Raw genomic sequence first — 16,563 nt, forward strand, 5'->3', positions numbered from 1 at the left:
GGAGAACCGCGCCTCGTGGCGGCGCCATGGCGTGAGGGCACAAAGAAACTTTGAAATATGTCTTGTGTGATCTGTGATCACATCTTATGGTGGTTTATGTCACATCGACCAAGCGCATCCCTTGCAGCCTCCTCTGGGGGAGGGGCTGCAAGCCTCCGGATAACCGGCCAGCTGCCAACGGCGGCGGCACCCGCACCGGCCCACCAACACATCTCCTCCTGGCCCACCTGCTGAAGTGGCCGCTTCCGAAAGGAAAACCCATGTCCCACGTAGTTGATGACGCACCGCTGTCCGGCTTCCATAAAAGGCTGGCCCTGTTCTCTTCGGGCGGCCCGTTCCTTGACGGGTACATCCTGAGCATCATCGGTGTTGCAATGGTCCAGATCACTCCGCAGTTCAACCTGAGCGCGTCGGAACAGGGCATGGTGGGCGCGGCCGCCCTGGGTGGCATCTTCTTCGGCGCTTTCCTGGGCGGCTGGCTCACTGACAAGTTCGGCCGCCACCTGCTCTTCACCGTCGACCTGATCGCCCTTGTGGTCTGCTCGGTCCTCCAGGCCTTCGTCAATGACGCCTTTTGGCTGATCGTCCTGCGCCTCCTGATCGGCTTCGCCGTCGGCGCCGACTACCCCATCGCCACCTCCCTGCTGGCCGAGTTCACCCCCAGCCGCTGGCGCGGCCCGCTCCTGGGCGCCTTCGTCACCATGTGGTTCGTCGGTGCGGCCGTCGCCTACATCGTGGGACAGTTCCTGCTGACCTTCGACGGCGGCTGGCGCTGGATGCTTGCCAGCGCCGCCCTTCCCGGGCTGCTGATCGTCCTGATGCGCATCGGTACCCCCGAGTCCCCCCGCTGGCTGGTCAAGATGGGCCGGCATGACGAGGCGAATGAAGTCCTCGCCAAGGTCTACGGCCCGCACGTCACCCTCGCGGACCTGCCGGAGGAGAGCGGCACGCATGTCAGCGTCGGGCAGCTGATCCGCTCCGGCTACGGCAAGCGGATGGCATTCATTACCATCTTCTGGACCTGTTCCATCGTCCCGCTGTTTGCCGTCTACGCCTTCGGGCCGGCCATCCTCGAAGCCCTGAACCTCGGCGGCGAGCTGGCCAACATCGGCTCCGCAGCCATCACCGTCATGTTCCTCGTTGGCTGCCTCATCGCCGTGGCGCTGGTTAACAGGATGGGACGGCGGCCTCTGATCATCCACAGTTTTCTCTGGGGCGGCCTTGCCCTCCTGGCCCTGGGAATCTTCCCCACCGCTGACAGCTGGATCATCCTGGCCCTGTTCGCCGCCTACGCAGTCCTCATCGGCGGCACCCAAATCATGCAGTGGGTGTACCCGAACGAACTCTTTCCCACCGAAGTCCGCGGGTCCGCTGTGGGCCTGGCCTCCTCGCTCAGCCGCATCGGTGCAGCTGTAGGCACCTACCTCGTCCCGCTCGCCCTGGCCACCCTGGGCATCGGCACCACCATGATCATCGCCGGCGTCATCACCCTCCTGGGCCTCGTCGTTTCGCTCGCCTGGGCACCGGAAACCCGGGGCAAGACGCTCGGTGAGGCGGCGATGCTCGACGGCGGCCAGGCCAGTGCGGCGTCAACGTTCCGGAAGCCGGCCATCAGCTAAGCAGCAAAACAACTTCCCGGAAGCAGCCGCTGGCGGCTCCCGGCGACCAACCACACCCAACAACAGCAAGGAATGGCAATCATGAAAGACGCAGTAATCGTTGGCGGCGGCCTGGCCGGACTCTCGGCGGCTTGGCGGCTCCGGCACTGGGACACAGTGGTCCTGGAATCCGGGGACCGCGTGGGCGGCCGCATCCGCTCCGAACGCCGGGGTGACTACTGGCTGAACTGGGGCGGCCACGTTTTTGCCGGCGCTGGATCCTCCACCGACGCGCTGCTGAACGAAGTCGGCGTGATGGCGGTCCAGATCCCCGGGTCCCTGCAGGGCCTGTCCATGAACGGCAAGTTCATCAAGAAGGGGCACATCGCCACCTACCCGTTCCGCATCCCGATGTCCCTCACTTCCCGTGTGGACACCATGCGGGCCGGCCTGAAGGTCGTCAGTGGAGTGGCCAAGTACACCGGAGTGGTGCGAAAGCGGGCAGGGGAGTCCGGTGCCATGCGGCAGCAGCGCATCTACGATTTCGAGAACAACACCTCTTTCCAGGACTTCATCGGCAATCTCTCTGAAGATGCGGCAGCCCTGTTCAAGACCACCGTCACCCGTTCTGCCGGCGACATGGACCAGATCTCCGCCGGTGCCGGCATCGGCTACTTCAGCCTGGTCCTGGGCTTTGGCCAAGGGCTGAGCCGGGGCATCGTTGGCGGCCCGTCCACGCTGACGGAATCCATTGCGGCCGCCATGGGGGACAGCATCGAGCTCGGCGCCGTGGTCCACGAAGTAGTCCACAAAAAGGAATCCGTCGTGGTCCGGTACCGCCAGGACGGCGTCGACCGCGAAGTTGAGGCACGCACCGTTGTCCTCGCCACCACCGCCGATGTCTCGCACAAGGTCGGCGTGGACCTCCCGGATGACCTGCGCGGTGCACTCGGCCAGATCAAGTACGGCCCCCACGTCAGCACAGCGTTCCTGACCAACGAAACCACGGCCCGGCCCTGGGACGACATCTACGCCATCGCGGCGCCGAAGCGCTCCTTCGCGATCGCCCTGAACCAGGCGAGCATCGTCCGCGGCACCGAATCCGTCCGCAAGCCCGGCGGCAGCTTCATGACGTTCTCCCCGGCCAGCCTGGGCAAGGCGCTGCTGGAGAAGAGCGAAGAGGACGTCATTAAGACCCACTTGACCGACCTTGACCAGGTCCTGGGCCACGGCTTCGCCGACAGCGTCGTCGAGGCCAAGGTGGACCGCTGGAAGAATGCGTCCCCCTACTGCTTCCCCGGCCGCGCCAAAATCCAGTCCACGCTGATGCGCGGAGCCGACCGCGTCTTCCTGGCCGGCGACTACCTCGGAACCCTCTACACCGAAAGCTCCATCACCACCGGCTTCTCCGCAGCCCAGGAAGCCGCCAGCGTCCTTGCCACCCACAGCCAGGCACGGCCCCAGGCCGGCCTGTCCATCGTCGCCTGACCATCCGCCGTTTCATCAGTCCACTGATCACACGCACGTAAGTAAGGAAACACTCCATGTCCAACAACCTCCGCGGTGTCCTCACCGCGCTCTCCACCCCCTTCAAGCAGGACGAAACCCTCGACGTCGAGACGTTGAAGCTGATCGTCGACCGCTCCATCGACGGCGGCGTGGACGGCGTCGTCGCCGCCGGCTCCACCGGCGAAGTAGGCGCCCTGTCCTCGGAAGAGCGCCTGCTGCTTATCGAGACCGTCATCAACCAGGCCAACGGCCGCGTGCCGGTAATCGCCAACACCGGTGCCACCTCCACTGCCGAGGCCATCCGCCTGTCCCGGGCCGCCGAGAAGCTGGGTGCCGACGTGCTCATGCTGGTCACCCCGTACTACGAGCCGCTGACCCTGGAGGAAACGGTCACTTACATCAAGGACGTGGCCCGGTCCGTCACCATTCCGGTGATGCTCTACAACATCCCGGCTGTCACCGGTGTGAACCTGGATCCGGCCACCGTCCGGGCACTGGCCGAGGAGGTGGACAACATCCGCTACATCAAGGACTCCAGCGCCAACTGGGAACAAGCACTTCAGCTGATCCACCACCACTCGGACGTCATCGGCACCTTCATCGGCTGGGACGTCTACCTCTACAGCGCCCTCGTCGAAGGCGCAGCCGGTGTCATGGCAGGCACGGCCAACGTGGTCCCGGCTGAAATCGTCGATGTCAGCCGCCGCATCGCCGAAGGCGACCTGCAGGGCGCACTGGAGCAGTGGAAGAAGGTCTACCCCGTGATTGACGCGCTCCTCTCGGTGCCGTTCATCCCCGCCATCAAGGCAGGCCTGACCCTGCAGGGCGTGCCCGCCGGATCCCCGCGCCGTCCCACGGCAGACCTCGGTGCCGGGGACCTAGGACGCGTGAAGAAAGCCCTGTCCGCCCTGTACCAGACTGTCGGATAAGCCATGGGTACCGATTTCGGAGCCTTCCTGTCCGCCGTTTCCGACGCCATCTGGGCGCCCATGGCCTACGTGGTCCTGGGCCTCGGCGTCGCCTACTCCATCGCCACCAAAGGCATCCAGTTCCGCCGCATCCCGGACATGCTCCGCCAGTTGCGGGACAGTGAAGGCGGGGAGGGCGGCCTTTCCTCCTTCCAGGCCCTGGTCCTTGCACTGGCCAGCCGCGTAGGCGTCGGAAGCATCGCGGGCGTTGCCACGGCCGTCGGCGCCGGTGGCCCCGGTGCCCTCGTCTGGATGGCCATCACCGGCCTGGTGGGCTGCACCGTCGGCTACGCCGAAGCAGCCCTGTCCCAAACCTTCAAACGCCAGGTCCAGGACGAGGACCGCCGCAGTGCCAACGAGGACATCGGCGGCATGCCGTACTACATCAAGTACGGCCTGAAGCTGCCCAAAGTGGGCGCACTCGTGGCAGTGCTGGGGGTCATCGGTTACGGCTTTGTCTTCCCGGGCCTGCAGGTCAACACCATTGCCGCAAGCGCCAAGCTGGCGTTCGGCCTGGACAGCTGGATTCCCGCCGTGCTGGTCACCGTCCTGATCGCCCTGGTCATCTTCGGCGGCACCACCCGCCTGGTGAAGGTGACCCAGGCCCTGGTGCCGGTCCTGGCCATCGGCTACCTGGTCCTTGCGCTGGCAGTGATCGGCATCAACATTGGCAGTGTCCCTGCCGCCGTTGCCCTGATCTTCCAGTCCGCCATCGGTGTCCACCCCATCATGGGCGGCATCGCGGGAGCCGCAATTGCCTGGGGCGTGCGCCGGGCTGTCTTCGCCTCATCCAACGGCCTGGGTGAGGCCACCTTCGCCGCAGCTGCGGCGCGCACCTCCCATCCGGGCAAGCAGGGCCTGGTGCAAACGTTCAGCATCTACATCGACGTGCTGCTGATCTGCATGGCCACCGGCCTGATGATGGTGGTTTCCGGCAAGTACAACGTCGCGGACGGTTCCGGCGGTATCCTGGTCAACAACATCCCGGGCGTTCCCGTTGGTGCCAACTGGGTGCAGGAAGCCATCGACACGCTGCTTCCGGGCTGGGGAGCGGGATTCGTTTCCGTTGCCGTACTCCTCTTCGGTTTTACCTGCCTGCTGGCCTACTTCTACGTGGCCAACTCCAACCTCCTCTACCTGCTGGACGGCAGGCCAGGGCATCTGTGGAAGAACGTCCTGAAGATCGGCACCATGGCCATCGTCTTCGTCGGCTCCATCGTGAACGCCCAGGTGGTCTGGGCGGCCGGCGACATCGGCCTGGGCCTGATCGCCTGGGTCAACCTCATCTGCCTGGCCTTCCTCTTCCCGCTGGTCCGCAAGATCTACAAGGACTACGAACGCCAACGGAAGCTGGGCCTCGACCCCACCTTTAATCCGAAGGCACTGGGCATCGACGGTGCCGACTTCTGGGAGCAGCCGGTTACCGTCGAGCACCACCACCATCAACTCCACCACGCCAACCAGTCCACCGAGAGGACCCCGGACAAGCCATGACCACCACTGACACTGCACTGTTCACCGTCCGCAGGGCGGCCAACCCGCCCGCGCCGTCCCTTCCCCCGTTTGGCCAGTTCATCGGCGGCGCGTTTGTTCCGTCCACGTCGGAGGCAACGGTCGACGTCGTGAACCCGGCGACCGGGGCGGTCCTCACCCGGGTGTCCGCCGGATCCGTCGAAGACGTCGACGCCGCCGTCGCCGCAGCTGTGGCGGCCAAGGCAGCGTGGGCAGCGAAGACGCCGAAGGACCGTGCCGGAGTCCTACTCCGGATCGCGGACATTATCGAAGCCAACCGGGACCTGTTCGAAACCCTGGAATCCGCCAACACCGGCAAGCCCGCCGCGGTGGCGGAGGACGACATCACCAGCGCCATCGACACCTTCCGGTTCTCCGCCGGCGCCGCCCGCGCCTTCAGCACCATCGGTGCTGACGATTACGCGGAGAACCACACCTCGGTGATCCACCGCGAACCGGTGGGCGTGGTGGGCGTCATCACCCCCTGGAACTACCCACTGCTCATGGCTGCCTGGAAGATCGCCCCGGTCCTGGGCGCCGGCAACACCCTGGTCCTCAAGCCGTCCGAACAGACCCCGCTGACCACGCTCAAGCTGGCCGAACTCATCGCCGGTGAGGTTCCCGCCGGCGTCGTGAACATCGTGACCGGCCCCGGACGCGTGGTGGGCAACCGGCTCTCCGAACACCCCGACGTTGACCTGGTGGCCATCACCGGAAGCGTGGGCAGCGGCCAGAAAGTGGCCGCCGGTGCAGCCGCGTCGGTCAAGAGGGTGCACCTGGAGCTTGGCGGCAAGGCGCCCGTCGTGGTGTTTGACGACGCCGACCTGGAGGCCGCTGCCAAGGGGGTCCGCAGTGCCGGGTTCTGGAACGGCGGCCAGGAGTGCGGCGCGGCATGCCGGGTCCTGGTGCACGAATCGGTGGCGAAGAAATTCACCGGCCTGCTGGTGCGGGAGGTCAGCGAAATCTCCGTCGGCACCCCCGGCGCGGGGACCGACGTCGAGATCGGCTCCATGATCTCCGGCGCGCACTACGAGCGTGTCCTCGCCGCGCTGGACGACGTCCGCAAGGACGGCCTGACCATCGCGGTGGGCGGCAACGCCATCGAGGGGCCGGGCTTCTTCATCGAACCGACCGTGGTCACGGACGTTCCGCCCGGCGCCGCGATCGCCAGCACGGAAATCTTTGGGCCGGTGGTGTCCGTGGAGACCTTCAGCACGGATGAGGAAGCCGTTGCCCGGGCCAACGAAACCATTTACGGACTGGCGGCCTCTGTCTGGACCAGGGACTCTGCCCGCTCGCTGACCGTTCCCCGGAAGCTGGATTTCGGCACGGTCTGGGTGAACTCGCACCTGGTCATCGCCACCGAAATGCCGTGGGGCGGATTCAAGGGCTCCGGTTACGGCCGCGACCTGTCCAGCTACGCCCTGGAGGACTTCTCCCGCACCAAGCACGTGATGTACAACCGCGGCTGACGCGCTTCATTTTCAGGGACTTCTGCCGTGGCGCTGTTCGCGTCACGGCAGAAGTGCGTTAAGCAGCAATGCTCCAGCGGCAGCTTTAACTGCCCGCGATGCCACCCCGCCGCAGGAGAATCGCCTGGTGCACCTCCTCCAGGGCGGCAGCGATCTCCTCCCGCCCCACGCCCGCCAGGTACTGCAGCACCAGTCCATCCAGCGCGGCGAACAGCGAGCGGGCCACCACGCGGACGTCACCCTGGAAGCCGAAAGCCTCAAGCCCCTCCGACAGCGCACCAACATAGCTTTCATACAGCGCGGCCACCGGTCCCGCCAGCTCCGGGCGGCGCCGGGCCTCGAGGATCATCTCGTACTGGAACACCTGCAGCCCCGGATCTTCAAGCAGCAGCTCCAGCAGCGCCTCCGTGAAAGTCCCGCCGTTTTCGGCTGCTTCCCGCAGCCGTGACGCGCCGATGGACTGCTCCGAGGACCACAGGAGCGCTGCCTCGATCAGGGCGTCCCGGGTCCCGAAATGGTGGGCGACCAGGCTGTTGTTGACGCCCGCCGCCTCGGCCACCGCACGGTACGTGAGTCCGCGCAGGCCCTTCTGCGCCACCACATCCACCGCCGCCCGAAGCAGGGCTTCGCGGCCCTTGCCATATTTGGGCGTGGCGGTGCGGGCGGCGGAAGCGGTCATAGCCCGATTCTAGCCATCCGCCGCCAGGCAAAAAGCAGCCCTTGACTTAAAACTAAGCAATTGCTTAGATTGCTTCCACGCGGTGATGCCCGTCACAGGACCGCCGCCATTTCACACATCCCGCGGCGTGACCGTTCCCCTGCCGCGCCTTCCCCTCTGGAGTACCCATGACCACCACCCCGTCCTTCACCGCGTCCGCTTCCCTTGACCCCGGCAGGAATGAGCCCTTCGAACTCGGCAAAGTACAGTGGGTGCGCCGCTTCGGCGAAGGTGACAGGCCTGCGCTGGCCTGCGGCTACTGGCACGTCAATCCCACAGAAGCCCCCGAACCCTTCAATCTCGTCATGGAAGCCGATGAGACCATCCACATCATCGAAGGCCACCTCCGGATCGAGGTGGAGGGCGGCGTCAGCTATGACCTCACCGCCGGCGGCGCCGCCTCCTTCAATAAGGGCGCCCGCACCAGGTGGGCTGTGCTGGCCCCCACCGTCGAATTCTTCGTCTACTCCTAGGGGTCCGGGGATGGCACAGCACAACAGCGCCGTGGAGCAGGACCTGGACGTCGTCATCGTGGGTGCCGGGTTTGCCGGCCTCACCGCCGCCCGCGAACTCACCCGTCGTGGGCTGGCGGTCCGCCTCGTTGAAGCGCGGGACCGCATCGGCGGCCGGACCTGGCTGGACCACCGGCTGGGCCGCGACCTGGAGATCGGCGGCACGTGGGTCCACTGGACCCAGCCGTACATTTGGGCGGAGTTGAAGCGGTACGGCATCGGAACCGTCGCCAGCCCTGAGCCGCAGCGGGCTTTCTGGTGGGCCGACGGCGGCCGCCGGGAAGGCGACCCCGGAGCCTTGCTTGACGTGATCGGCCGGCACAACGGCGAATTCACCAAAGAGTCCCGGACCTACTTCCCCGAACCGTTCAGGCCGTTGGCGACGGATGCCTTCAAGGGCATCGACCAGATCTCCGTGCAGGACCGGATCCGGGAACAGTTTCCCGCCGGCGACGCCCGGGACATCCTCGAATCCTTCTGGACCTTGAACTTCAACGGCCCCCTGGAGGACGCGGCACTGACCCAGGCCCTCCGCTGGGTGGCCCTGACCAACGGTGACTGGGCCGTCAACTTCGAAGCCTGCGCCACGTACAAGATCCAGGGCGGAACCGCCGCGCTCGCCGAGGCCATCCTTGAGGACTCCCGTGCCGCCGTCGACTACGGCTTAACTGTCGCAGGCATGACGGACGACGGCGGGAGCGTCACCCTGCGGAGCGCGGACGGCCGGACCATCAGCGCCAGGGCCGCCATTGTCACGGTCCCCCTTCCCGTCCTGGGAACCATCGACTTCCAGCCGCCGCTGCCGCCGGCCAAGACGGAAGCCGCGAAGCGCGGACAGGTGTCCAAGGGCGTCAAGGTGTGGATCCGGCTGCGGGGTGAGCACGCGCCGTTCGTGGCGTTGGGCAAGGCGGACTGGCCGTTGAACTTCTTCCAGGTGGAGTACACGCTCGACGGCGACACGATCGTCGTCGGCTTCGGCCCCGACGCAAGACGAATCGATGCGTCAGACGCAGCGGCAGTCCAGGAGCAGCTGGCCCGGCTGGTGCCCGGCGTTGACGTGCTGGACGTGGCCACCCATGACTGGGTGGCGGACCCGCTGGCGGGAGAGACCTGGCCGATGCACCGGACGGGTTTCCTGGGCGACCACCTGGCCGCGATGCAGTCCGGGCACGGCAACGTCCTTTTTGCCGGCTCCGATATTGCCAACGGCTGGGGCGGCTTCATCGACGGTGCCATTGAGAGCGGCATGGAAGCGGCGCAGGCCGCCGCGTCGCTGCTTGGCCCCCGCTCCGCCGCCCGCCCGGCCGCCCAGGAACCAGTGCCGCAAAATCCTGCACTGCGCTGACAAACAACAACTCGTCGCTGGTGGACAAAGGGGTTCGGTGCCCCGCTGCCAAGCTGGATTCCACAGCAATTTTCCCGAACTCATGACCGTTAAGAAGGATCAAATGAGTATTTCGAATTCCGAGCCCCGGACCACTGACGCTCCGGCCAAGGAGCATTCAACGGCACTGCGCGCCGGCAGCGTCGGCGTCCTGGGCATCCTCTTCTTCGTCCTGTCGGCACAGGCACCCCTCACCGGGATCGTGGGCGCCTCGCCGCTGGCCGCAGCGCTCGGCAACGGTGCCGGCGCACCCGGCGCCTACCTGATCGTGGGCATCGTCATCGTGATCTTCGCCGTCGGATTTGTGGCGATGAGCCGCAAAATCCAGGCCAACGGCGCTTTCTACGCCTACGTCACTGCAGCGTTCGGCAGGAAAACCGGCGCCGGCGCCGCCTGGCTGGCCCTCCTGGCCTACAACACCGTCCAGGCCGCAATGTACGGGCTCTATGGTGCGGCGTTCTCGGGCCTGCTCGCCTCGATTGGGCTGGAGGTTCCGTGGTGGCTGCTCGCCCTGGCCACCATGGCCGGCGTCCAGGTGCTGGGCTCCCTGAACATCGAACTCGGTGCGCGCGTGCTGGCCCTGCTGGTGGGCCTCGAGGTGGCCATCCTGCTGCTGTTCGGCTTCACCGTCCTGCTCCACGGCGGCGGCCCGGAAGGCATCAGCGTGGCCGCGTCCTTCTCGCCCGAGACCATTGGGGCCGGAGCGCCGGGCGTAGCCATCATGTTCGCCGTGGCTTCCATGTTCGGTTTCGAATCCACGGCCATCTATTCGGCCGAGGCCAAGGACCCGCACCGCACGGTGGCCCGGGCCACCTACCTGTCCGTCGGTGTCATCTCCGTCTTCTTCTCCTTCATCTCCTGGATGCTGGTCAGCTACTACGGCCCGTCCCAGGTCATGGACGCGGCCGGGGCAGCCCTCGAATCCGGCGACGCCACGTCCTTCGTGCTCGGTCCCATGGTGGAGCTGTTCGGACCATGGGCGGGCGTGGTGGCAGGCATCCTGCTGGTCACCTCGCTGCTCGCCGGCATCATCGCCTTCCACAACGGCATCAACCGCTACCTGCACTCGCTGGCCCTGCGTGGTTCCATGCCCGCCGTGCTGGCCCGGACCAACCGGCACCGTGCCCCTGCCTTTGCCGCCTGGATCCAGACCGCCACCGCCGTCGTCCTGGTGCTTCCCTTCGCCATCCTGGCCCTGGACCCGGTCCTGACCCTCTTCTCCTGGTTCAGCGGCCTGGCCGTGGCGGCACTGCTGGTGCTCTACATGCTGTGCTCGGTGGCGGTGGTCAGCTTCTTCCGCCGCGAACGTGCGGGGGCGCAGCTGTGGCAGACCCGGATCGCCCCCGTCCTGGCAACGGTGCTGCTCGCCTGGGTCCTGTTCCTGGTGGTCAGCAATTTCACGGCCCTGATCGGCGGCAGCGCGGAAACAGCCATCGCCCTTCTCGCCGCGGTCCCCGTGGTCTTCGTGGCAGGGGTGCTGGTGGAAACCGCCATCGAGCGCCGGCACCACGCCGCCACCCTGGGACACGCGCTTACCTAGCGCTCACGGCTTCCCCTTCACTGGCCCGGCGCGGACTGGCAGGTCCGCGCCGGGCCAGCACGCGTGCCGCAATAAACAGTCCGGCCAGGAAGGCGGCTGCCAGCCATGCCGCCCAGTCGCTGCGGGGCCACGCGCCGGACAGGCCCAGGAACGCCGGAAAGGTTGCCGTGACCTGGCTGGCCAGGACCAGGGCCCAGCCGGTGAACGGCTCCAACCGCACCGCGCCGAATGCGGCCGAGGCGAACAACAGCCCCCACAGCACTGACCAGCACACCCAGAGCACCGCGAGCAGCGGATCCGTCCCGATCCACGCGCCCGCCAGCAGCAAGCCGAAAAACGCCACCATGCCGCAGAACCAGCCCAGGCCCTTCGAACCCAGGGCCAACAAAACATCCAGCCCGGCATAGGCGTACGTCAGCCCGAACAGGAACATGCCGGCGGCCGTCAGGAGGTGTTCAGTGCCGGTACTGCCGGTGGAAAGATGGACGACGCCGAGCACCAGCTGGGTGCCGCCGAGCAGCAGGCTGAAGGTGGCGGCGTCGCGGCGGGGGAGGCGCCCCAGCGTCGCCAGCCCATTGACCAGCAGCGCGGCACCGGAGAGAAGCAGGCAAATGAAGGGCATCAGCGCGTCTCCGGTGTGAAGGATAGACGTGCCAAATCTCTCGCAATGTGGAATATTTGTGTCACATTACGGAGATTAGCCGAAGCTGACCTACCCGCCTACTGCTCCCCGGTCGTAATCCGATAAGTTGAAGAGTAAACCTATGGGGCGACGTTGCTTTTGCGCTGTCCCTCCTTTCGGCTCAGAGGTAAGGAACAGTTCATGGACGCACGGCTCGAAGCCATCAAGGACACCGTCCTCGCGCGGAATCCCGGTGAAGCGGAGTTCCACCAGGCAGTGGTGGAGGTTTTCGAAAGCCTTGGCCCGGTCCACGACAGGCACCCGGAATTCCTCGAGGCAGCCATCCTGGAACGCCTTTGCGAGCCCGAACGCCAGATCATCTTCCGCGTGCCGTGGACGGACGACTCCGGACGCGTCCAGATCAACCGCGGCTTCCGGGTGGAGTTCAACTCCGCGCTGGGCCCGTACAAGGGCGGACTGCGCTTCCACCCGTCCGTCTACCTGGGCATCGTCAAATTCCTCGGCTTCGAGCAGATCTTCAAGAATGCCCTGACCGGCATGCCCATCGGCGGCGGCAAGGGCGGTTCCGACTTCGATCCCCGCGGCCGCAGCGATGCCGAAGTCATGCGGTTCTGCCAGTCCTTCATGACCGAGCTCTACCGCCACATCGGCGAATACACGGACGTCCCGGCCGGCGACATCGGCGTGGGCGGCCGCGAGATCGGCTACCTCTTCGGCCAGTACAAGCGCATCACCAACCGCTACGAATCCGGCGTGCTCACCGGCAAGGGCATCTCCTGGGGCGGCTCCCTCGTCCGGCCCGAGGCCACCGGATTCGGCACCGTCATCTTCACCCAGGAAATGCTGAAAACCAGGGGCACGTCCTTTGACGGCCAGCGCGTGGTGGTGTCGGGCTCCGGCAACGTGGCCATCAACGCCATCGCCAAAGCCCAGTCCCTCGGTGCCGCGGTGGTGGCCTGCTCCGACTCGTCAGGCTACGTGGTGGACGAGGCAGGCATCGACGTCGCGCTCCTCCGTGAGGTGAAGGAAGTGCAGCGCGGCCGCCTGAAGGATTACGCCGAACGCCGGGGCGGCGTTACCTACGTGGACGGCGGTTTGGTGTGGGACGTCGACGCCACGGTGGCACTTCCCTGCGCCACGCAGAACGAGCTCGACGGCGCCGCTGCCGCCCGCCTGATCCGCAACGGCCTGGTTGCCGTCGGAGAGGGCGCCAACATGCCCTCCACGCGTGACGCTGTTGCGGTGTTCCAGGAGGCGGGCGTCCTCTTCGGGCCGGGCAAGGCCGCCAACGCCGGCGGCGTGGCAACCTCGGCCCTGGAAATGCAGCAGAACGCCAGTCGTGATTCGTGGTCCTTCGAGCACACGGAGGAGCGGCTCACGGAGATCATGGTTGGCATCCACGACCGCTGCGCCGCCACCGCCGAGGAGTACGGCGAACCCGGCAACTACGTGCTCGGCGCCAACATCGGCGGGTTCGTCAAGGTGGCCGATGCCATGCTGGCCCAGGGGCTGATCTAGGAAACGCAGCCGGGTTCAGCCCCGGCGCCATTCGGTGGGTGAAACACCAAAGGCATCCCGGAACGTGCGGCTGAAATGGGCGGCATCCAGGAACCCCCAGCGGGCAGCCACCGTGCCAACGGATTGCCCGGCGTGCAGCGGGTCGCGGAGGTCGCGGCGTGCGCCTTCGAGCCGCTGCGTCCGGATCCAGCTGGCTACGGTGGTCCCCGACTCGTGGAAGACGTTGTGCAGGTGCCGGGTGGAGATGAAGTGCGCGGCGGCGATGCTTGCCGGTGACAGCAGGGGATCGGCCAGGTTGGCCTCGATGTACTCGCGGACCGAGACCGCCAGCAGTGCCTGCGGCTTCATGCGGTCCGGCGTGATGTCCATTTCCGCGTGCAGCATGGTGGACACCAGATCCAGGGCGTTGGTGGCGAGGCGCGATCCGCTGGGGCCGTTCAGGACGTCCAGGTTCGCCGACAGTTCGCGAATGAACTGGCCCACGATTCCGCTGAGGCCACCGCTGCCCATGCGCACCGCGGCGAGCTGCCCGACGTAGTCCACGGGCAGGGAGAGGGCGTCGCAGGGAAACATCAGGACCATGATCCTGGTGCTGTCCTCGAAGGCAAGGGTGTAGGGCCGGTTGGTGTCATAGATTGCCAGGTCGCCGGGCTGCAGGACGGCTTCGCGGTTGTCCTGGATCAGCAGGCCCGTGCCTTCCAGCTGCAGGTTCAGCTTGAAATAGCGCTCATGGGCCTGGGCGATCAGCGCGGGGGTGCGGTGGACCTCGTGGGAGGTGGCGGTCACTTCCACGATGGACATCCGGTCCAGCACCCGGGAGCGCATGCGGCCCTGGAAGCCCTCCACGTCCGCCGTCCGCGCGGTGAGGGGCACGAAGGATTCGGCCACCAGGTGTTTCCAGTGGTCGAACGACGTGGCAACGCTGGAGTTGAGGTCCTGGCGTGGGGTCCGGGCTGTTGCCCCGGTTGCTGCAGCTGCTGGCATGATGTTCCTCGCGACGGATGGCCACTTCACGTTCCCCCGGGTTGTGTCCTGCGACACGGTCCCTTCAGGTTAGCGGCGCACCGGTCTTTTTTCAACGGTTGGCGAAAATAAGAAGAACTGCCTTTCCAGCCGCAGCCCAGCCTCGCGTGCCATGATCGGGCCATGAAGTCCATGACGGCTACCGGCGACCACCACCGCAACTTCAATTCCCGTGCCCACCATTCCCGGCTCCGCCTGCTGGTGATGCTCGCCGTCGGCCTGGTGGCGGCGCTTGCGGTTGGCACGTTTGGCACCTGGACGTATGCCCCGGCCCTCGGCTGGGCCGCCGCCTCGGCCACCTACCTCATCTGGGTCTGGAGCGTGATCGGACGCCTGGGCCCTGCAGCCACCGCTGCGCATGCGCGGCGGGAGGATCCGGGCAGGGTCTTCTCGGACGCGCTGGTCCTGGGCGCCACCGTGGCCAGCTTTGCGGGCGTCGCCCTGATTTTGCTCGATGCCTCCAGTGAGCAGGGCGGAGCCAAGGACGCCACCGTGGCCATGGCGCTGGGCAGCATTGCCCTGTCATGGTTCCTGGTCCACACCCTGTTCACCCTCCGCTATGCAGCCATCTACTACCGCGACGGAACGGGAGTGGATTTCAATGAGGAAAGCCAGCCCAAATACTCGGATTTTGCCTACCTGGCCTTCACTGTGGGCATGACATTCCAGGTATCGGACACCGACCTGAAGACCACGGCCATCCGTTCCACGGTCCTGCGCCAGGCGCTGCTGTCCTACCTGCTGGGTGCCATCGTCCTGGCCACCACCATCAACCTGGTGTCGGGGCTGATCCACTAAGCGGGCCTATTCTGGGCCCATGGCTGAGATAAGAGTTAACTGGCACCGGCGGCACAAAGAAGGCCTCAGTACGGGCGACAAAGCTGCTGACGCCCTTCGGAACGGCATGGGCAGCTGGCCTTTTGTGGGGATGTTCCTGGGTTTCATGGGGCTGTGGGCCCTGGTGAATTCCTATGTCCTCGCCACCAACGCTTGGGACCCTTACCCCTACATCCTGCTGAACCTTTTCCTGTCCATGCTGGCCGGACTGCAGGGCGCCATCCTGCTCATTGCAGCCAAGCGCCAGGACGCCATTGCCTCGGCCATGGCGCAGCATGATTACGAAACTGACGTCCGGGCCGCGGCGCAGATCGAGATGCTCATGAACATGAACGCCGAGCAGTTGAAGCTGCTGCAGGAACTGCGGGACATGCGGGACCGGCCCTGAAAACGCCAATGGGTGCAACTCCGGCTGGAGTTGCACCCATTATGCGAGCGTTGTCTAGTCCTTCTTGAAGGCATCCTTGACGTGCTCGCCGGCCTGCTTGAGGTCCGACTTTGCCTGGTCCGTCTGGCCTTCAGCCTTCAGGCTCTCGTCGCCCGTGGCGTTTCCGGCAGCTTCCTTGCCCTTGCCGCCGAGCTTCTCTGCAGCGTTGCCGATCTTGTCATCCAAACCCATGGAGATGCTCCTTACAGTTCGTGCTCGCTCCGGCATCCGCCAGAACCTGACCCCTCAATAGTAAGCATACTTTCGAGTTTGGCGCTCATTTCCGGCCGGGAATTTTGCCCAGGAGGGAAAGATAGCCCTCCAGCTGGGCCGCGTGCCCAAAGTCCGTCTGGCCAGCAGGTGCAAGGGCCGCCTCGATCTGGGCCCCCAGCAGCATGTTCAGCAGCTGCCCGGCAAGGACGGAATCGTCGACGGCGGCACGGACGTCGCCGCTGTCCCTCGCCTCTGCCAGGAAGCGGCGGATTGCCAGCAGCCATTCATTCATCGACTGCTGGTGGATCGCCGCCTTCCGGGGGTCATTGATGGCCCTTTGCCAGAACGGGACCACGATGCGCGCCTCATTGACGCGCTCGTCGTCGAGGGGGAGAACCTCAAGGCAAAAGGCCCGCAATGCGTCCAGGCCTGTCCGCCCGGCCGTGACCTCTGCGATGCGCAGGTTGGTCCTGTTGAACACATGGCTGAAGGCGAATTCGAGCAGGGTGTCCTTGGTGGGGAAGTAGGGTTTCAGGGCGCCGTTGGCGAAGCCTGCCTCCGTGGCGATCTCGCGCATGGTGGCGCTCTCAAGGCCCTGCCGGGCGATGATCCGCCAGGTGGCATCCACGAGTTCCAGGCGGCGCTCATCATGGTCAACTATCTTCGGCACCGCGGCCACTCCCCGGAAA

16 protein-coding genes are annotated in these 16,563 nt (G+C 66.0%); 11 read left to right on the forward strand and 5 right to left on the reverse strand.

The window, feature by feature from the left end; translation table 11 throughout:
• Positions 1-260 precede the first annotated feature (260 nt).
• The 5 genes from PUN51_RS09165 to PUN51_RS09185 all read left to right on the forward strand — a co-directional run bounded on the left by PUN51_RS09165 (position 261) and on the right by PUN51_RS09185 (position 7,059).
• Positions 261-1,619 carry an MFS transporter gene (locus PUN51_RS09165; protein WP_275180662.1) on the forward strand — a complete coding sequence of 453 codons (1,359 nt, stop codon included), beginning with the start codon at positions 261-263 and terminating at the stop codon, positions 1,617-1,619.
• A gap of 81 nt (positions 1,620-1,700) precedes the next feature.
• Positions 1,701-3,086 carry a protoporphyrinogen/coproporphyrinogen oxidase gene (locus PUN51_RS09170; protein WP_275180663.1) on the forward strand — a complete coding sequence of 462 codons (1,386 nt, stop codon included), beginning with the start codon at positions 1,701-1,703 and terminating at the stop codon, positions 3,084-3,086.
• Positions 3,087-3,142: 56 nt separating this feature from the next.
• Positions 3,143-4,036: a 4-hydroxy-tetrahydrodipicolinate synthase gene (dapA, locus tag PUN51_RS09175; RefSeq protein WP_275180664.1), complete on the forward strand. Its 894-nt coding sequence runs from the start codon at positions 3,143-3,145 to the stop codon at positions 4,034-4,036.
• Positions 4,037-4,039: 3 nt separating this feature from the next.
• On the forward strand, positions 4,040-5,569 hold the full coding sequence (locus PUN51_RS09180) for an alanine/glycine:cation symporter family protein (RefSeq protein ID WP_275180665.1): 1,530 nt from the start codon (positions 4,040-4,042) through the stop codon (positions 5,567-5,569).
• Positions 5,566-7,059, forward strand: a complete 1,494-nt coding sequence (locus tag PUN51_RS09185; protein ID WP_275180666.1) for an aldehyde dehydrogenase family protein — start codon at positions 5,566-5,568, stop codon at positions 7,057-7,059. The genes PUN51_RS09180 and PUN51_RS09185 overlap by 4 nt, the downstream gene beginning before the upstream one ends.
• An 85-nt stretch (positions 7,060-7,144) precedes the next feature.
• Here the strand turns inward: PUN51_RS09185 and PUN51_RS09190 are convergent, their stop codons facing one another.
• A complete protein-coding gene (locus PUN51_RS09190) occupies positions 7,145-7,738 on the reverse strand; it encodes a TetR/AcrR family transcriptional regulator (protein WP_275180667.1) in 594 nt (197 codons plus the stop codon).
• A gap of 167 nt (positions 7,739-7,905) precedes the next feature.
• On the opposite strand from PUN51_RS09190, the gene PUN51_RS09195 reads away from it, so the two are divergent.
• The 3 genes from PUN51_RS09195 (at position 7,906) to PUN51_RS09205 (ending at position 11,213) form a co-directional block, all read left to right on the forward strand.
• Positions 7,906-8,250 (forward strand): cupin domain-containing protein, encoded by a 345-nt coding sequence (locus PUN51_RS09195; protein WP_159630254.1) that lies wholly within the window; start codon positions 7,906-7,908, stop codon positions 8,248-8,250.
• A gap of 10 nt (positions 8,251-8,260) precedes the next feature.
• Positions 8,261-9,634: a flavin monoamine oxidase family protein gene (locus PUN51_RS09200; RefSeq protein ID WP_275180668.1), complete on the forward strand. Its 1,374-nt coding sequence runs from the start codon at positions 8,261-8,263 to the stop codon at positions 9,632-9,634.
• A 103-nt stretch (positions 9,635-9,737) separates the two neighbouring features.
• A complete protein-coding gene (locus PUN51_RS09205; protein WP_275180669.1) occupies positions 9,738-11,213 on the forward strand; it encodes an APC family permease in 1,476 nt (491 codons plus the stop codon).
• Here the strand turns inward: PUN51_RS09205 and PUN51_RS09210 are convergent.
• Positions 11,206-11,835, reverse strand: a complete 630-nt coding sequence (locus PUN51_RS09210; RefSeq protein ID WP_275180670.1) for an AmiS/UreI family transporter — start codon at positions 11,833-11,835, stop codon at positions 11,206-11,208. The two genes, PUN51_RS09205 and PUN51_RS09210, sit on opposite strands and share 8 nt — an antisense overlap.
• A 201-nt stretch (positions 11,836-12,036) precedes the next feature.
• Between PUN51_RS09210 and gdhA the strand changes: the two genes are divergently transcribed.
• Positions 12,037-13,374 (forward strand): NADP-specific glutamate dehydrogenase, encoded by a 1,338-nt coding sequence (gdhA, locus tag PUN51_RS09215; RefSeq protein WP_275180671.1) that lies wholly within the window; start codon positions 12,037-12,039, stop codon positions 13,372-13,374.
• Positions 13,375-13,389: 15 nt separating this feature from the next.
• On the opposite strand, the gene PUN51_RS09220 is transcribed toward gdhA, so the two are convergent.
• The gene (locus PUN51_RS09220; RefSeq protein WP_224023365.1) at positions 13,390-14,358 is read right to left on the reverse strand and encodes a helix-turn-helix domain-containing protein; all 969 of its coding nucleotides are present in this window, start codon (positions 14,356-14,358) and stop codon (positions 13,390-13,392) included.
• A 162-nt stretch (positions 14,359-14,520) separates the two neighbouring features.
• Between PUN51_RS09220 and PUN51_RS09225 the strand changes: the two genes are divergently transcribed.
• Positions 14,521-15,195 (forward strand): DUF1345 domain-containing protein, encoded by a 675-nt coding sequence (locus PUN51_RS09225; RefSeq protein WP_275180672.1) that lies wholly within the window; start codon positions 14,521-14,523, stop codon positions 15,193-15,195.
• Between the two features lie 19 nt (positions 15,196-15,214).
• The gene (locus PUN51_RS09230; RefSeq protein WP_275180673.1) at positions 15,215-15,622 is read left to right on the forward strand and encodes a DUF1003 domain-containing protein; all 408 of its coding nucleotides are present in this window, start codon (positions 15,215-15,217) and stop codon (positions 15,620-15,622) included.
• Between the two features lie 54 nt (positions 15,623-15,676).
• On the opposite strand, the gene PUN51_RS09235 is transcribed toward PUN51_RS09230, so the two are convergent.
• The gene (locus PUN51_RS09235) at positions 15,677-15,853 is read right to left on the reverse strand and encodes a CsbD family protein (RefSeq protein WP_018770044.1); all 177 of its coding nucleotides are present in this window, start codon (positions 15,851-15,853) and stop codon (positions 15,677-15,679) included.
• 85 nt (positions 15,854-15,938) lie between these two features.
• Entirely contained in the window at positions 15,939-16,544 is a 606-nt protein-coding gene (locus tag PUN51_RS09240) for a TetR/AcrR family transcriptional regulator (RefSeq protein WP_275180674.1), read from the reverse strand.
• Between the last annotated feature and the right edge of the window lie 19 nt (positions 16,545-16,563).

This window comes from Arthrobacter sp. NQ4, from assembly GCF_029077345.1.
Classification (GTDB): domain Bacteria; phylum Actinomycetota; class Actinomycetes; order Actinomycetales; family Micrococcaceae; genus Arthrobacter.

What these genes read in the sequence shown, in the direction of transcription:
- PUN51_RS09170 (WP_275180663.1), top strand. Translation starts at nt 1,701, where the DNA reads ATGAAAGACGCAGTAATCGTTGGCGGCGGCCTGGCCGGACTCTCGGCG.
- gdhA (WP_275180671.1), top strand. Translation starts at nt 12,037, where the DNA reads ATGGACGCACGGCTCGAAGCCATCAAGGACACCGTCCTCGCGCGGAAT.
- PUN51_RS09200 (WP_275180668.1), top strand. Translation starts at nt 8,261, where the DNA reads ATGGCACAGCACAACAGCGCCGTGGAGCAGGACCTGGACGTCGTCATC.
- PUN51_RS09195 (WP_159630254.1), top strand. Translation starts at nt 7,906, where the DNA reads ATGACCACCACCCCGTCCTTCACCGCGTCCGCTTCCCTTGACCCCGGC.
- PUN51_RS09210 (WP_275180670.1), bottom strand. Translation starts at nt 11,835, where the DNA reads ATGCCCTTCATTTGCCTGCTTCTCTCCGGTGCCGCGCTGCTGGTCAAT.
- PUN51_RS09190 (WP_275180667.1), bottom strand. Translation starts at nt 7,738, where the DNA reads ATGACCGCTTCCGCCGCCCGCACCGCCACGCCCAAATATGGCAAGGGC.
- PUN51_RS09220 (WP_224023365.1), bottom strand. Translation starts at nt 14,358, where the DNA reads ATGCCAGCAGCTGCAGCAACCGGGGCAACAGCCCGGACCCCACGCCAG.
- PUN51_RS09180 (WP_275180665.1), top strand. Translation starts at nt 4,040, where the DNA reads ATGGGTACCGATTTCGGAGCCTTCCTGTCCGCCGTTTCCGACGCCATC.
- PUN51_RS09235 (WP_018770044.1), bottom strand. Translation starts at nt 15,853, where the DNA reads ATGGGTTTGGATGACAAGATCGGCAACGCTGCAGAGAAGCTCGGCGGC.
- dapA (WP_275180664.1), top strand. Translation starts at nt 3,143, where the DNA reads ATGTCCAACAACCTCCGCGGTGTCCTCACCGCGCTCTCCACCCCCTTC.
- PUN51_RS09205 (WP_275180669.1), top strand. Translation starts at nt 9,738, where the DNA reads ATGAGTATTTCGAATTCCGAGCCCCGGACCACTGACGCTCCGGCCAAG.
- PUN51_RS09165 (WP_275180662.1), top strand. Translation starts at nt 261, where the DNA reads ATGTCCCACGTAGTTGATGACGCACCGCTGTCCGGCTTCCATAAAAGG.
- PUN51_RS09225 (WP_275180672.1), top strand. Translation starts at nt 14,521, where the DNA reads ATGAAGTCCATGACGGCTACCGGCGACCACCACCGCAACTTCAATTCC.
- PUN51_RS09230 (WP_275180673.1), top strand. Translation starts at nt 15,215, where the DNA reads ATGGCTGAGATAAGAGTTAACTGGCACCGGCGGCACAAAGAAGGCCTC.
- PUN51_RS09185 (WP_275180666.1), top strand. Translation starts at nt 5,566, where the DNA reads ATGACCACCACTGACACTGCACTGTTCACCGTCCGCAGGGCGGCCAAC.